The following is a 15,632-nucleotide window of genomic DNA, read 5'->3' on the forward strand; positions in this document are numbered from 1 at the left end:
CTTCGAGCATCAACCAGATACCGGCACTGGTAAAAAAAGCCAGCACCAGAAACAAAGCCGCCCGCACAGGGTTACGCACGGTAATCACCATGGTCGCGGCAAACAGTAAAATTGCAGCAAAAGCGTAAAAAATGACTTGTTCCATTAGCAGGCCATATCAGCGATAAGGGGCGTCTGCCGCCCGATCTGCAGCAATCTGATCTTCATTTTTGTCCCCAATCGCCAGTAATTTATCTTTGCTGATAATATGATCACCCCGTTCCTCGAAGTGAAACTCGAACAGGCGCGTCTCCACAATCGCGTCCACCGGACAGGATTCTTCACAAAATCCGCAGTAAACGCACTTAAACAAATCAATATCGTAACGGGTGGTCCGGCGGCTGCCATCCTCACGCGGTTCGGTCTCGATAGTAATCGCCAGCGCCGGACACACCGCCTCGCACAATTTGCAGCCGATACAGCGCTCCTCACCGTTCGGGTAGCGGCGCAACGCATGCAAACCACGGAATCTGGGAGATTGCGGTGTTTTCTCTTCCGGATACTGTACGGTAATTTTTCTGGTAAACAGGTGACGTCCGGTCAGCCTTAATCCCTGCATTAACTCCCACAATAAAAAGCTTTTGAAGAAATGGCGTATTTTGTTCATCACGCCTCTCCCACTGCCACAGCAGCTTGTTCAGTAAACCACGGGCCGATATCCAGCACCTGTGCCGTCGACACTATCACCAACCATATCAGTGTGATCGGAATAAACACTTTCCAGCCCAAACGCATGATCTGATCATAACGATAACGCGGGAAGGTGGCCCGAATCCAGAGGTAGATAAACAGGAAAAAGCTGGTTTTAGCCAGCAGCCAGATCAGCCCCGGCACCCAGGAAAACAGATCCTCCAGCACCGGAATGCCTTCAAATGGTGACAGCCAACCGCCCATAAACATCACAGCTGCCAGCATGGAAATCAAAATCATATCGGCATATTCAGCAATGAAAAACACGGCAAAGGCCATGCCTGAATATTCCACATGGAACCCGGCTACAATTTCCGACTCGCCTTCGGCAATATCAAAAGGCGCCCGGTTGGTTTCGGCGACACCGGATACAAAATAAATCACAAACAACGGTAGCAAGGGCAACCAGAACCAGTGCAGAATACCGCCCTGCTGGGCCAGAACAATCTCGCCCAGATTCAGGCTGCCCGCCGCGATCAATACACCGACTAAAGCAAAACCCATAGCTATTTCATAGGACACGACCTGCGCCGCTGAGCGCAAAGCGCCCAGAAAGGCATAACGCGAATTGGATGCCCAGCCGGCCACCACCACGCCATATACGCTCATTGAGGTAATTGCCAGAATATAAAGCAGACCGGCATCAATATCGGCCAGCACCAGACCGGCATCAAACGGCATGACTGCCCAGGCTGCCAGCGCCGGTCCCATGGCCAGTACCGGTGCTACCAGAAACAGATACAGATTGGATCTGGCCGGGAAAATCACTTCTTTCAGCGCCAGCTTCAAACCATCTGCAATCGGTTGCAGCAAGCCCCAGGGGCCAACCCGATTGGGGCCGATACGGGCCTGGATATAACCGATCACTTTACGTTCGGCATAAGTCAGATAGGCTACAGCGAGCATCAATGGCACCACAATCAGCAATATTTTGCCGATATTGGGCAGAATGTGCTCGAGCAGCATATCCATCATGTTTGCTCTCCTCCTGCCGGTGAGACTGAGACCAGACCGAACATGTTGCCCAGTAAAGCACTGAATTCAGTCGCCGCTGCAACATAAATACAGCCATCCGCAATATCGTTATCTATCTGCAGCGGCAGGGAAATCTGCTTGTCATCTTGTGTTATCACCACCGGCTGCTGAACCGAAAGCTTATGGCTGTCAGCTTCTTTCTGATTAATTCTGGCTACAGCCGCGGCCTTATTTTCCGGTGTCTGCTGCAGCGCATTGCTGTGGCGCAACAGACTGTCGCTACGGTACATGGGCACTTCTGAAATCATCATCAGCCCGGTTTCTACAGCCAGCGACTCCGGAACAAAGCTGACAGAAATTTTTTTATTGCTGATTTTCTGCCAGATTTGCAGTTCATCAATAATGTCTTGTGATGAAATATAGTCAAACCCCTTAAGCTTGCTGACATTGCCCAATACGCGCAGAATCTTCCAGCCGGGACGGCTGTCGCCACGTGGCTGCACAGCCCCGGCAAACCGCTGCCATTGCTGATCAATGCCGACAAAAGTGCCCGAGGTTTCGACAAAACTCGCTACCGGCAGAATCACATCGGCGTATTCCAGAATGGTGTCACTGACAAAACTGTTCAACGCCACTACAAAACTGGCCCGTTGCAGGGATTGCCGGACTGCTGCCGGATTCGCCGTATCCAGCAACGGCTCAACGCCCATCAGCACATAAGCACGTAACGCCCGTTGCCACATCTGCGCCGCATTCAACCCGCCCTGTTGCGGCACCGTCGCAGCAATCATATGCCCATTGCTGTTGGCAGCAGGTAGAATAATCAAGCGGCTCTCACTAAGACGGGCAATCAACGCTGCCAATGCACGCATCTTGCTGGAATGTGGATGGTGATTAATCAGATCACCTACAAACAAGGTCGCATTCATCGCGTTAGACAGCTGCAAGGCAACATTCTGCTCAAAGGCAGTCGGTGACCGTTCCGGCAGTAACTCCAGCCATTTTTCTGCGCCCTCGACTGACACTGCAGTCAGTGCTTTGGCCACACCGGCCAGGGTGGAAATCAAGCCACCGGCATCTTCCGCCAGTTGTCTCTCTACCGGCATCAATAATTCGTTGATGAAAAAATTAATATCGGTGACGACACAGCCTGCCAACGCCGCCTGCCGTATACGATGGGCGATGATGGGCTGTTCAGCACGGATATTGGTGCCCAGCAGCAAAATAGCATCACTGTCTTCAATATCAGCCAAGGCCCAGTCATTGACCGAATAATCAGCAGCAGCATCGGCAAAGTCCTGCTGGCGCAAACGGTGATCAATATTGTCTGTGCCCAGACCTCGCAACCACTTCTGGAACAGGAAAGCTTCTTCCAGCGTTGCCGTCGGCGAAATCAAGCCCCCCACCTCTCCCGCACCATGTTTGTTGATAAGGGTTTTCAGGCCATCCACCGCCGTTTCCAGTGCAGTCTGCCACGCTACCGTTTGCCACTCACCGTCAACCTTTATCATCGGCTGCAAGGCACGATCCTGATGTGTTAACCCCAGATAACTGAAACGATCCCGATCAGACAGCCAGGCTTCGTTCACGGCTTCATTATCTCTGGGTACCACCCGCATGACTTCGTTTCTGCTGACATGCAGTTCAATATTGGAACCAACGGCATCATGCGGGGCAATCGACGGATGTGCAGTCAGTTCCCAGGCACGGGCTTTATAGCGGAAGGGTTTGGACGTCAAAGCGCCGACCGGGCACAGGTCAATAATATTGCCGGATAATTCCGACACCAGGCTGTGTTCGACATAAGTGCCGATTTCCGTATGTTCACCACGACCGGTAGCACCGAGTTCCTTGATACCGGCAATCTCCTGGCCGAAGCGCACGCAACGGGTACAATGAATACAGCGGGTCATATCGGTCTGAATCAAGGGGCCGATATTCTTATCCTTGACCACCCGTTTGCGTTCAGTGAAGCGGCTTACTCCTTCGCCATATCCCATGGAGAGATCCTGCAGTTCACACTCACCGCCCTGATCACAAATCGGGCAATCGAGCGGATGGTTGATCAGCAGGAATTCCATCACACTGCGCTGGGCATTAACCGCCACTTTGGAGTGGGTGAAAACCTTCATACCCTCAGAGACAGGCGTCGCACAGGCGGGCATGGCTTTACGCGCCTTGTCGACTTCCACCAGACACATCCGGCAGTTAGCCGCAATCGACAGTTTTTTGTGATAACAAAAACGAGGGATATCAATACCGGCTTCGTCAGCGGCCTGAATAATCATTTTTGTTGCATCCACTTTGAGCGGAATACCGTCGATTTCGATGTTAACCATGTCAGTTCAGTCTTTTATTCCGTGTTATCCAGGCAGCATCCGTGATCGATGTGATACTGAAATTCATCACGGAAATGTTTGATAAAACTCATTACCGGTGCTGCGGCTGCATCGCCCAGAGCACAGATAGTGTTGCCGTTGATGTTATTTGCCACATCAACCAGACGATCCAGATCCTCCTGCCGGCCACTGCCTTCTTCGATACGTTTGATCACCCGATACAACCAGCCGGTGCCTTCGCGGCAAGGGGTACATTGACCGCAGGATTCTTCATAATAAAAATAGGCAATGCGTTGCAGAGCTTTGACCATACAGGTTTTTTCATCCATTACGATCACCGAACCGGCACCAAGCATCGAACCGCCTTTGCCTATGCCGTCATAACTCATGTCCAGTTCCATCATCGTGTCACCGGGTACAACCGGCGTGGAGGTACCACCTGGAATAACCGCTTTCAGCTTATTACCATCGCGCACCCCGCCCGCCAGTTCCAGTAACTCGGCAAACGGCGTACCCAATGGCACTTCATAATTAGCCGGTTTGTTGACATGACCCGACATGCAGAAAATCTTGGTGCCACCGTTATTCGGCGTACCCAGTTCATGAAACCACTCACCGCCATATTGCAAAATGACCGGAATCGAAGCCAGGCTCTCCGTATTATTAATTGTGGTCGGTCTGCCATAAAGACCATAACCAGCGGGAAATGGCGGCTTGTAGCGTGGCAGCCCTTTTTTACCCTCCAGCGATTCCAGCAAGGCGGTTTCCTCACCACAGATATAAGCGCCCGCCCCTATATGGGTATACAGTTCAAAATTAAAGCCGCTGCCCAGAATGTTTTTACCCAGATAACCGGCGTCATACGCCTCTTCCAAGGCCGCTTCAAATCGCTCGGTGGGTTCAAAGAATTCACCGCGAATGTAGTTATACCCTGTCTGTGCACCGGTGGTATAACCGGCGATGATCATGCCTTCGATCAGTTGATGTGGATTAAAACGCAGAATATCCCGATCTTTACAGGTGCCGGGTTCACCTTCATCTGAGTTGCAGACAAGATATTTGTCCCCGGGCATGCGTCTGGGCATAAAACTCCATTTCAAGCCGGTGGGAAAACCGGCCCCGCCCCGCCCCCGCAGCGCCGAATTTTTGACCTGCTCGATAATGTCTTCCGGCCGCATCTTCTGTTTGAGCACCTCTTCGAGCACCTTGTAACCGCCTACCTGACGATAGGTTTGCAGCGTCCATGAAGGACTCAGATGCGAAGTGCGAAAACAGATTTGATCTAACTGCATGACTCAATCCCGTCCAGCAAGGCGTCCACTTTTTCCACAGTCAGAAATTCGTGATACTCCTTATCCAGCAGCAACATCGGCGCGCCACAGCAGGCCCCCAGACACTCGGCTTCTTTCAATGTGAACAAACCATCCTCGGTGGTTTGTCCCGGCTTGATATTCAAACGCTGTTGCAAGTGCGCCATAATCTTCTCGGAACCACACAACATGCAGGAAATATTGGTGCAGACATTGATTTTGTGTTTGCCCACCGGCTCCAGCTCAAACATATTGTAGAAGGTGGCGACTTCATAAACACTGATCGCAGGAATCGACAGATATGCCGCCAACGCATCCATGATAGGACGACTCAACCAGCCGTCATTAGCCGCCTGCAGTAGATGCAGACAGGGGATCAACGCTGACTGGCTCTGCCCGGCCGGATACTTGGCAATCCACCTATCCATCTCGCTACGCAGCGCTTTATTAAATAATTGTTCCCGTGTCCCGGCCAGCTGCATTTCCATCACCGATCAATCTCGCCAAATACAATATCCATTGTGCCGATAATAGCGACCACGTCGGCCAGCATATGGCCTTTACTCATTTCATCCATGGCTGCCAGGTGTGGGAAACCGGGGGCACGGATTTTGACCCGGTAAGGTTTGTTGGCACCATCAGAAATCATATAGATGCCAAACTCCCCTTTCGGATGCTCAACCGCAGCGTAGACCTCGCCTTCCGGCACGCAATAACCTTCGGTAAACAGCTTGAAGTGATGAATCAGGGCTTCCATATCATCCTTCATCACCGCCCGTTTGGGTGGTACGACTTTGCTGTTTTCCAGAATGACCGGACCGGGATTAGCCCTGAGCCAGTCAATACACTGTTTAATGATGTGATTGGACTGGCGCATTTCTTCCACTCTGACCAGATACCGGTCATAGCAATCACCTTCAGTCCCCACCGGAATATCAAAATCCAGGCGGTCGTAGACGGCGTAGGGTTGCTTGCGACGCAAGTCCCATTCAATGCCGGAGCCTCTCAGCATAGGCCCGCTGAACCCCAGTTGCATGGCACGTTCCGGCGATACCACACCAATCCCCACAGTACGTTGTTTCCAGATCCGGTTGTCGGTAAGCAGCGTTTCGTAGTCATCGACACACTTAGGGAAACGGCGGCTAAAGTCTTCGATAAAATCGAGCAGGCTGCCTTCACGATTGCGGTTCTTTTGTTTAACCTCTTTTTCGCTGTGCCATTTGGATGCCTGGTACTGTGGCATGCTGTCAGGCAGATCCCGATAAACACCGCCGGGACGATAGTAAGTCGCGTGCATACGTGCGCCTGAAACGGCTTCATAAACATCCATCAGATCTTCACGCTCACGGAAGCAATACAAAAATACGGTCATCGCACCGATATCCAGACCGTGTGCGCCCAGCCACATCAGATGGTTGAGTATGCGGGTAATCTCATCAAACATTACCCGGATATACTTGGCCCGGATCGGCACATCGATACCCAGCAGTTTTTCAATAGCCATCACATAGGCGTGTTCATTAGACATCATCGACACATAGTCAAGACGGTCCATATAACCGATGCTCTGGTTAAACGGTTTTGATTCTGCCAGTTTTTCAGTACCGCGATGCAACAAACCGATATGCGGATCGGCACGTACAATCACTTCGCCGTCCATCTCCAGAATCAAGCGCAACACCCCATGTGCCGCCGGATGCTGGGGACCGAAGTTGAGTGTGTAGTTCTTGATTTCAGCCATTTTAGTGCTCTATCCCGTACTTAATAGCCGCTTCAGCGTTGCCGTGGTATCCCGCAGCTTCATTACCGCGCTTGCAAAGGGAACAGCCATTCACTGCGCGCTGCGCCTTGCTGTGAATTAGGGGATAGAGCACTAGCCTTCATCCTTGTAATAACGGTTATCATCACGAATAACTTTGGGCACCAGCGTTCTGGGCTCAATACTGACCGGTTCATACACCACCCGTTTTTTTTCCGGATCGTAACGCATCTCAACATTGCCGATAAGCGGAAAGTCCTTACGGAATGGATATCCGACAAAACCATAATCCGTCAGGATACGACGCAGATCCTGATGACCGCTGAACAATATGCCGAACATATCAAAGGCTTCGCGCTCAAACCATTCAGCACTGTTCCAGATTGATGTCACACTGTCGATCACCGGATGTTCCGCCTCCAGCCGCACTTTAATACGGAGCCGTTGGTTATGCTGCAACGATAACAGGTGATAAACCACGGCAAAACGGAAACCATCCGCAACCGGTTCGGCATGACCAAATCCATCGACCGCCCGGCTGAAACCGAATTCGGAAGACTGTGTGGTTTCCCAGGCGCTGCTGCCATAGTCGGAATAATCGACCCCGCATAAATCCATCAGTTGTTCAAAGCCGAATTCATCACGCAGGCGCAGGCATACCGATCTAATTTGGTCATTGGCGACATGCAAGGTGATTTCGCCACGCTCCAGATCGCAATCCAGTAACTCGTCCGCAAAATCCTGTTCCAGTCTGGCTTTCAACGCTTGCATCATTCGGCTCCGGTCTAATCTTTGCGAGCTATGGTGTTGGTGCGCTGAATTTTTTTCTGCAATTGCAGAATGCCGTAAAGTAAGGCTTCGGCGGTAGGCGGGCAACCGGGTACATATATATCAACGGGAACAATGCGGTCACAGCCACGCACAACAGAATAGGAATAGTGATAATAACCGCCACCATTGGCACAGGAGCCCATGGAAATCACCCAGCGCGGCTCTGACATCTGGTCATAGACTTTACGCAGGGCAGGCGCCATTTTATTCACCAACGTACCGGCCACAATCATCACATCAGACTGCCGCGGACTGGGACGGAACACCACGCCAAAACGGTCCAGATCGTAACGGGCAGCACCAGCGTGCATCATTTCCACCGCGCAACAGGCCAGACCAAAAGTCATTGGCCACAGCGAACCGGTTCTGGCCCAGTTGATCAGTTTGTCAGCAGAGGTGGTGACCACCCCTTTTTCCAGAACACCTTCTATTCCCATTCCAGCGCTCCTTTTTTCCATTCGTAAATAAAGCCCACTACCAGAATGGCGAGGAACAAAAACATGGAAAGCAAACCGAACACCCCGATTTCATCAAGCACCACAGCCCAGGGGAATAAAAACGCAATCTCCAGATCGAAGATAATAAACAGAATAGCAACCAGGTAATACCGCACATCGAATTTCATATGTGCATCTTCAAAAGGTGCAAAACCACACTCATAGGCAGAGCGCTTTTCGTCATCGGGATGACGGGGACCCAAAATAAAACCAACCAGCAACGGCATCACACCGAAGCCGATACCGATGATTACAAACAACAATATCGGGAGATAATTCTCCAGCATACTGTCCATCCTTACGGTTTTATGAATCAATTCAGCATGATTGACTCGCGCCTTTGCTCATGCCCCTGATTGAGCATGGCCGCCCTTCTGGCAACCATCCACACACGATACTACACACTCTGGCCAGTGATGAGAAGCGGCAATAAACGATGAATTTGTTTCGGCACTCATTCACTATTCTACTGGGCTGCAAGAATACAACCATGCTGCAATTAGAGACTAAATAGCTGCCGGACTGACTGTTTTGTTGCTATCCATTTTTTTATCGTTGTGCTATAGATGACAGCCAGATGTCGTCCATGTTCACGTGATACGTGTGAATTTTCGTAGCCGCTCTAACAGACTGAAATATGGTAACAAAACTGCAGGGCAAGGATTCAACAGCTTCCGTGAGTAGAAACAAATTTTTCAGTAACCCCATCGTGGTCGCGGCCCTTCTGATCTTCATCGCTGTGGGCTGCGCCAGTACCGCAGCAGCCTATCTGTTTTCTCTGATCCAAGAAGATGTCAAAACTCGCATTAATGACACGCTTGAAGCTTCTATCACCAAAGCAAAACAGGATCTGCGCAATCATAAAAGAAATACCGTTTACTGGGCTGAAAATATGTCCTTACGCCAGATCGCACAAATAATAAATGCCGGTGGTGCGCAGGCTGTTCAGCCAGATCTGTTCAATCGTCTGGATATGAGTCTGTCCGCCGTCGTTGAAGCAGAAAATTATCGGGACTTCAAACTGCTTAACCGTCAGGGCCAGATATTATTATCAGGCCGTAATGGTATTGAAAGCTCCCCCCGGACCTTCAATCTGCCCTCCCAGCTTGTCAAACAGGCCTGGCAGGGACAAGTCGTCTTTAGCCATCCTTTTAAAAGCAGTCAGATCTGGCGCGATATCCATGGCAATATGCTGCCCAATCTTGCCACCATGCTGGTTATTTCACCGGTTATGGACTGGTATGGTGAGACCGTAGCCTTATTCGCTTTTGAGTGGGATCCTGATCTTTTATTTATTCCCACCTTTCATTTTAACCAGATTGGTCAGACAGGCCAGACTTATGCGGTCGATGAAAACGGTCTGTTGCTGACCGAGAGCAAATTCAGTGATCAACTGACCAACGCGGGTTTGTTGTCAGATCAACACTTGCATGCCGAATTGAATCTGAGAGTCACCGATCCCGGTCAATACATACACAGACTCAAAAATAAAAGCACAGACACGATGCTCGAGGCTCCGTTGACACTGGTGGCACAATCTCTTTCCCAGAAAAATGCCGGCATCAACATTGAAGGCTACCGCGATTATCGCGGCATTGAAGTTATCGGCAGCTGGCGCTGGGATGATGAATTAGACATGGGCATAGTGACTGAAACCGAAGTGGCCGAAGTCTACAAACTCTATCGTTCCATCCTCTACAGCGTTATTTTCAGTCTTGTCGTGGTTATTTTGATGACGGCGGCTGCCACTTACTTATACCGGCGCTCCACGCTTCAGCGTCTGGCATCTTTGCAGCAGCGAGATGCCATTATCAATCAGACAGCGGATGGTTTTGTCACCATCAACAGCGAAGGCTTCATCACCATGGTCAACCCGGCTGTCAGTACCTTATTTGGCTACTCAACCACGGAATTGCTGCAGCAGTCGATCTCTATCCTGCTACCTCCCTCTGAGCGTCGGCAGCATGACCAATATCTTAAACAATCAGATTTGCATGCGCCCCGGATTATTCACCAAACCAGAACCCTGGAAGCCAGGCGCAAAGACGGCAGTATTTTCCCGATTGAGCTCAACGCCACACCTATGCAGTTTGGTAACAAAAAATTCTTTATCGGTGTAATCAGAGATATCTCCGAGCGCCATCAATATCAGCAGGAACTCATCACTGCCAAGCATCAGGCTGAACAGGCTAATCAGGCCAAGAGTGAGTTTCTGACTAAAATGAGTCACGAACTACGCACGCCGCTTAATGCCATTATCGGATTTTCTCAGCTATTGCAGATGGAAAAACTGGATGACTCCCAGCGCGAATCCATAGAAATGATTGAAAGTTCCGGCAATCACCTGCTCAGTCTGATCAACGATGTGCTGGATTTATCCCGCATTGAAAGCGGCCATATGACTATGTCGGTTGAAGATGTCGAAGTCAAAGCACTGATCGAACATCTTCTGCCGTTGGTCCAGGTGCAATTAACACCGCTATCCCTGACCCTGAGCACTGATTATCCGGATAATATCAACCAGTTATATGTTCAGGCTGATTATCTGAGACTGAAACAGGTATTGCTCAACCTGCTCTCCAATGCCAGCAAATACAATCGCCCGCAAGGCAGCATTAACATCAAGATCAGCCAGCAATTAAACGGAGACATTCGCATTGCCGTGAAAGACAGTGGTTTTGGCATTGATGAAAATATGCAGTCTCGCCTGTTTGAACCCTTCAACCGTTTGGACAAAGAGCGTTCTGAAATTCCGGGAACCGGTATCGGACTGGCTATCAGTCACGAACTGATCAAGTTAATGGGCGGCCGGTTTGGTTTTGAAAGTTCGCCAAATGCCGGTTCAACCTTCTGGGTTGAGCTTAAATGTTCCGATCTGGCCAGTCAGGTTGTTGCGCCAGCCAAACCGGCAGTCACTGAAACTTTCATGCCAGAAGCTTCTGAACAAAAAACCGTATCCTTGTTATGCATAGAAGACAATCCGACCAATCTAAACCTGATTGAGCAATTTACAGCCCGTCATAGTCACTACCGGCTGATGACGGCCACCACGGCAGAACAGGGCCTGAACATCGCCCATGAAAACGAACCGGATATTATTCTGATGGATATTAATCTGCCCGGCATGGATGGTTTTGAAGCCTTGCAACAACTCAAACAATCTGCCGTGACACGTGATATCAAGGTCATTGCCATTTCTGCCAATGCGCTGGAAAGTGACATCAATAAGGGTATTGAAGCCGGATTTGAATGCTATCTGACAAAACCTATTGATTTTGAGAAACTTTCAGGAGCAATTTACGAACTGAGCCATGCTCAGGCCTGAGGTTGACTTACCTGGCACTGCTTATCCAGGAACTTGATTAATGCGTCTTCAGTTAGCGGTTTGCTGAAATAATACCCCTGGCCATAATCACAACCGATGGTCTGCAAAAATTGCATTTGTTCTTCAGTTTCCACCCCTTCAGCAACCACTTTCAATCCCAACGCCTGAGACATGGCAATAATAGCGTTGATTAACTCACGCTCTGTCGGTTTGCTGGAAATATTATTAATAAAGCTCCGATCAATTTTAAGCACATCAAACGGGTAACTGCGAAGATAACTGAGTGAAGAGTAGCCCGTACCAAAATCATCCATCGCCAGAGAAATGCTCATATCAGTTAATTTTGTCAAAGTCTCCCCGACCAGGCTGGAGCCACTTAACAAGACACCTTCGGTAATTTCCAACTCTACCTGACTCGCTTTCACCGCAAACTGTTCAATAAGATCATGCAGCAGTTTTATCAAGCCATAATCCTGGAACTGACAGGGGGATAAGTTGATAGCCATACGAAAGTCCGGGTCAAAACGCTGTTGAATCTCTCCCGTAAATCTCAGCGACTGCTCCAGCACAAAACGGCCAATAGGCAGAATATGTGTGGTCTGCTCGGCAATAGAAATAAATTCATCGGGCGGAATCTCGCCCAGTACCGGGTTATGCCAGCGGAGCAAGGCTTCTGCACCTACAATCCGGCCATGATTTAACTCCACCTGCGGCTGATACATCAGGGTGAATTCCCCGCGCTCCAGCGCCGAATGCATTTGCTCCTCTATTTCAAAGCGGCGTGTCATATCAAGATTCATGGCATGAGTGAAATAAGCATGCGTGTTACGGCCATTATCCTTGGCATAAAACATTGCCGAATCGGCATTACGCAGTAACTCCGAGACCGTTTCACCATGATTGGGATAAATGGCGACACCGATACTGGCTGTCAGCATCAGTTCTCGCTTGTCTATATGAAAAGGCGAGTTGAATAAATCCAGCAACGCTTCAGTCAGGGTAGAAAGATTGGAATCCGCCCGCTCATCACGGTGCATAACGATAAACTCATCGCCCCCCAATCGTCCCAGCACCTGCTGTTGATGCAGACAATGGCCGAGTCGCTCAGCTACCTGCTTCAGCAACTTGTCACCAATATCGTGACCGAGGGTGTCATTGATTTTCTTGAAATGATCCAGATCCAGAACCAGCACGGCAAGATGAGTTTGGGATTTTTTGGCTTGTTTCAGCAGACTAGCCAGATGTTCCAGTGACCGAAAACGGTTGGGCAGGTTAGTCAACGGATCATAATAAGCGAGCTGCAGGATTTCTCTTTCCTGTTCCTTCTCATGGGTGATGTCGGAAATCACCGAGATAAATCCCGTTAACTTGCCATTATTGTCGCGTTTGTAATCCCATACCACTTCCACCATACGGTCACGACCAACACGGGTCAGATTATGCGTAATATAAGGTTCCGGAGAAGGCTGATGGGCAACAAGGTAATGAATATAATCCTGCAGTTGCTGTTGTTCATTTTCATCCGGCTGAAAATCCCAGATATGATGCCCAATCAGTGAACCCTGCGGATACTCAAGAATGCGATGATGCGCCAAATTGCTATAGGTAATCCGACCTTCGGCATCGTTTTCCTGTACACCGTTTGGAATGGTATTGAGGATCAAGTTGAGCCGTTGCTGGTTTTGCTTAAGCTCGTCAATCAGCTGCCACTGCAGCGAAAAATAATATTGCACCAGCATAAATACCAGCAGCGTGGTTACCACAACAAACAACAGCCCTTTCCATGTCTGCAAGGCAGACAACATGGTTTTGTTAACCGCGATAGCATCAATGGCTTTGTCAGAAAAGATAATCCATAACGTCGCAAACAAACCATACATTGACGCGACTTTGAGCCCTGGCATAATCTGCTTCATTACAGAACTTTTGACTATCTTGTCACTCCTTGTTGTGACCTTATGCATTCAGCTATCCCTTTCGGCTCCATTGTTTACATATAGCGACAGCTAATCTTTAATCCATATAGTCAGATAATGCAATAAAAAATATTAGTCATTTCAGATAGATACCTATCTATAGCAGCGGGTAAATCCCGGATATAAAAAACCCGGAAATTCGGGCCTTTTCACGCTAAAGGGGGCCCGGTAACTAAATTTTGAGCATCCTTTGTTAACCTGCGCTTGTAGTCAGGCGCGGTTCTTGAGAACTGAGGTAGTCTCAATAGCATTGAAATATTACCCCTGAACCTGCTGTTCCTGCCAGCGGAAAACGGCGGCCAATGCCTGTCTGTTAATATCCTCTGCGCGCCTTTGGCTATCAGCTTCGGTATAACAACGCAGTTCGGGGGCATTGCCTGAAGGCCTGAAATGAACCACCTCATTATTGTCAAATACAATCCTGACCCCATCGGTAAGATCTAAAGCTACCGGTTCGGTAAAGTCAGGTAACAAGTTCGTCACCGCTATATGGTTTAGCTTGCCCTGTGAAACCAGATGTTCAAGTAAATTCTTACTGTGGCTGTTAAGAAAGTTCTTGATCCTGTCACTTGCAGTAAAACGCTGAGGTAATGTGGCTACGAGCTCTGAAATATTTTTCTGTTCATGCTGCGCTAACAGCATCACGCTCAGTATCACAATAACGGCGTCTCTGGTTGGCAATGGGGCAAGTATGCGATTGTATTTTTCAAGCGGCGATTGCTGGAGAAAACCGCCATTGGCTTCATAGCCGACAACCTTTTGGCCCTCCGTCTCTGCAGCAAGCTGCATGGCTTCAATAACATAAGGTGAACCGATTTTAGTTCTGATAACCCTGGCAAATAAATTTTGTTCTACAGCCGAGTTACTGCTGACAGGGGTGATAACCGTATCTGCGCCCAGAAACTGCGCACACAATATACCGGCAATATCACCACGTAACCATTCACCATGCTCATCACTGATAAGTGGCCGATCGCCATCACCATCGGTCGATACGATAGCGTCGAAGCTATGCGCTTGTGACCATTCTCTAGCGAGAGCGATATCCTCGGGACGGATGGCTTCCGTATCCACGGAAATGAACTTATCACTGCGTCCGAGTGAAACAACCGACGCCCCTAATTCATGCAAAAGCGTTTTCAGGCACTCTCTGGTAACAGCGGAGTGTTCATACAAACCAATGGTTTTTCCCTGAAGACACTTCTCCGGCAAAAAGTCGAGATAGCGCCGCAAATAATAATCATGGGCTTCACGGCTAATAGCAGGGAGAAAACCACCCTCTTTCAAGCTGTCATCACTATTGAAAAGCGCAGCAGGCAGTTCCACCAGCTGGCTACGAATCCCTACCTCATCGGCATGTAATATTTCGCCCAAGGGTGAATTGAATTTAATGCCATTACGATCGTCAGGAATATGGCTGCCCGTGACCATAATGGTTGCCATATTGGCATTCAGCCCGAAAAGCGCGAGCGCCGGTGACGGAATATAACCATAGTTTAGCGGGAGAAAACCACAGTGAACGCAGGCTGCCGCAACCGCGTTCATAATCCTGTCAGTACTGGAGCGAAGATCGCCTGCGATCCCTACTCTGTCTCCCACCGCAATCCGGCCCTGGGTGATCTGCTGCTGCAAAAAAGCAACAACGTAGGCAAAACAGACCTTATCCGTCATATCGACAACAAGACCACGTGTGCCACTGGTACCGAACTTGACGCCACTGCGGGCCATCAGTTCATCTATTTTTATTTTCATTTTTGGTGTACCTAGGGTCTGTTGACGTTTCATCTTCACCACTGTTGTTGTCTGAAAAAGTGTCAATCAAGGCGCGAGGAGCGCGGTTTAGTCATTCTAAATAAGTGACGAGCAACGCCGAGTGGCACTTTTTCAGACA

Annotated in this window: 12 protein-coding genes; 1 reads left to right on the forward strand and 11 read right to left on the reverse strand. The window is 49.4% G+C overall.

Annotated elements, in window-relative coordinates; all coding sequences use genetic code 11:
- Positions 1–157 precede the first annotated feature (157 nt).
- The 9 genes from nuoI to OMP95_RS11675 all read right to left on the reverse strand — a co-directional run bounded on the left by nuoI (position 158) and on the right by OMP95_RS11675 (position 8,727).
- Positions 158–646 carry an NADH-quinone oxidoreductase subunit NuoI gene (nuoI, locus tag OMP95_RS11635; RefSeq protein WP_266329007.1) on the reverse strand — a complete coding sequence of 163 codons (489 nt, stop codon included), beginning with the start codon at positions 644–646 and terminating at the stop codon, positions 158–160.
- The gene (gene nuoH, locus OMP95_RS11640) at positions 646–1,704 is read right to left on the reverse strand and encodes an NADH-quinone oxidoreductase subunit NuoH (protein WP_266329009.1); all 1,059 of its coding nucleotides are present in this window, start codon (positions 1,702–1,704) and stop codon (positions 646–648) included. The genes nuoI and nuoH overlap by 1 nt, the downstream gene beginning before the upstream one ends.
- Positions 1,701–4,043, reverse strand: a complete 2,343-nt coding sequence (gene nuoG, locus OMP95_RS11645) for an NADH-quinone oxidoreductase subunit NuoG (RefSeq protein ID WP_266329011.1) — start codon at positions 4,041–4,043, stop codon at positions 1,701–1,703. The genes nuoH and nuoG overlap by 4 nt, the downstream gene beginning before the upstream one ends.
- Positions 4,044–4,057: 14 nt before the next feature.
- Positions 4,058–5,335 carry an NADH-quinone oxidoreductase subunit NuoF gene (gene nuoF, locus OMP95_RS11650; protein ID WP_266329013.1) on the reverse strand — a complete coding sequence of 426 codons (1,278 nt, stop codon included), beginning with the start codon at positions 5,333–5,335 and terminating at the stop codon, positions 4,058–4,060.
- Positions 5,326–5,841, reverse strand: a complete 516-nt coding sequence (gene nuoE, locus OMP95_RS11655) for an NADH-quinone oxidoreductase subunit NuoE (RefSeq protein WP_266329029.1) — start codon at positions 5,839–5,841, stop codon at positions 5,326–5,328. Before nuoE ends, nuoF begins: the two co-directional genes overlap by 10 nt.
- Positions 5,841–7,094: an NADH-quinone oxidoreductase subunit D gene (locus tag OMP95_RS11660; protein ID WP_266329015.1), complete on the reverse strand. Its 1,254-nt coding sequence runs from the start codon at positions 7,092–7,094 to the stop codon at positions 5,841–5,843. The genes nuoE and OMP95_RS11660 overlap by 1 nt, the downstream gene beginning before the upstream one ends.
- Before the next feature lie 132 nt (positions 7,095–7,226).
- The gene (locus OMP95_RS11665) at positions 7,227–7,886 is read right to left on the reverse strand and encodes an NADH-quinone oxidoreductase subunit C (RefSeq protein ID WP_266329017.1); all 660 of its coding nucleotides are present in this window, start codon (positions 7,884–7,886) and stop codon (positions 7,227–7,229) included.
- A gap of 11 nt (positions 7,887–7,897) precedes the next feature.
- Positions 7,898–8,380, reverse strand: a complete 483-nt coding sequence (locus tag OMP95_RS11670; RefSeq protein ID WP_266329019.1) for a NuoB/complex I 20 kDa subunit family protein — start codon at positions 8,378–8,380, stop codon at positions 7,898–7,900.
- Positions 8,371–8,727: an NADH-quinone oxidoreductase subunit A gene (locus OMP95_RS11675; protein ID WP_266329021.1), complete on the reverse strand. Its 357-nt coding sequence runs from the start codon at positions 8,725–8,727 to the stop codon at positions 8,371–8,373. Before OMP95_RS11675 ends, OMP95_RS11670 begins: the two co-directional genes overlap by 10 nt.
- A 389-nt stretch (positions 8,728–9,116) precedes the next feature.
- Here OMP95_RS11675 and OMP95_RS11680 point away from each other — a divergent pair, with 389 nt between their 5' ends.
- Positions 9,117–11,765 (forward strand): PAS domain S-box protein, encoded by a 2,649-nt coding sequence (locus OMP95_RS11680; RefSeq protein ID WP_266329023.1) that lies wholly within the window; start codon positions 9,117–9,119, stop codon positions 11,763–11,765.
- On the opposite strand, the gene OMP95_RS11685 is transcribed toward OMP95_RS11680, so the two are convergent.
- Both OMP95_RS11685 and OMP95_RS11690 read right to left on the reverse strand, forming a co-directional pair.
- On the reverse strand, positions 11,756–13,681 hold the full coding sequence (locus OMP95_RS11685; RefSeq protein ID WP_266329025.1) for a putative bifunctional diguanylate cyclase/phosphodiesterase: 1,926 nt from the start codon (positions 13,679–13,681) through the stop codon (positions 11,756–11,758). The two genes, OMP95_RS11680 and OMP95_RS11685, sit on opposite strands and share 10 nt — an antisense overlap.
- A 318-nt stretch (positions 13,682–13,999) precedes the next feature.
- Positions 14,000–15,493, reverse strand: coding sequence for a phosphomannomutase (locus tag OMP95_RS11690; protein ID WP_266329027.1), 1,494 nt, complete (start codon positions 15,491–15,493; stop codon positions 14,000–14,002).
- Between the last annotated feature and the right edge of the window lie 139 nt (positions 15,494–15,632).

It is taken from the genome of Methylophaga sp. OBS4 (assembly GCF_026319305.1).
Classification (GTDB): domain Bacteria; phylum Pseudomonadota; class Gammaproteobacteria; order Nitrosococcales; family Methylophagaceae; genus Methylophaga.

What these genes read in the sequence shown, in the direction of transcription:
- OMP95_RS11675 (WP_266329021.1), bottom strand. Translation starts at nt 8,727, where the DNA reads ATGCTGGAGAATTATCTCCCGATATTGTTGTTTGTAATCATCGGTATC.
- nuoI (WP_266329007.1), bottom strand. Translation starts at nt 646, where the DNA reads ATGAACAAAATACGCCATTTCTTCAAAAGCTTTTTATTGTGGGAGTTA.
- OMP95_RS11660 (WP_266329015.1), bottom strand. Translation starts at nt 7,094, where the DNA reads ATGGCTGAAATCAAGAACTACACACTCAACTTCGGTCCCCAGCATCCG.
- OMP95_RS11670 (WP_266329019.1), bottom strand. Translation starts at nt 8,380, where the DNA reads ATGGGAATAGAAGGTGTTCTGGAAAAAGGGGTGGTCACCACCTCTGCT.
- OMP95_RS11665 (WP_266329017.1), bottom strand. Translation starts at nt 7,886, where the DNA reads ATGATGCAAGCGTTGAAAGCCAGACTGGAACAGGATTTTGCGGACGAG.
- nuoE (WP_266329029.1), bottom strand. Translation starts at nt 5,841, where the DNA reads ATGGAAATGCAGCTGGCCGGGACACGGGAACAATTATTTAATAAAGCG.
- nuoG (WP_266329011.1), bottom strand. Translation starts at nt 4,043, where the DNA reads ATGGTTAACATCGAAATCGACGGTATTCCGCTCAAAGTGGATGCAACA.
- OMP95_RS11690 (WP_266329027.1), bottom strand. Translation starts at nt 15,493, where the DNA reads ATGAAAATAAAAATAGATGAACTGATGGCCCGCAGTGGCGTCAAGTTC.
- OMP95_RS11685 (WP_266329025.1), bottom strand. Translation starts at nt 13,681, where the DNA reads ATGAAGCAGATTATGCCAGGGCTCAAAGTCGCGTCAATGTATGGTTTG.
- nuoF (WP_266329013.1), bottom strand. Translation starts at nt 5,335, where the DNA reads ATGCAGTTAGATCAAATCTGTTTTCGCACTTCGCATCTGAGTCCTTCA.
- nuoH (WP_266329009.1), bottom strand. Translation starts at nt 1,704, where the DNA reads ATGATGGATATGCTGCTCGAGCACATTCTGCCCAATATCGGCAAAATA.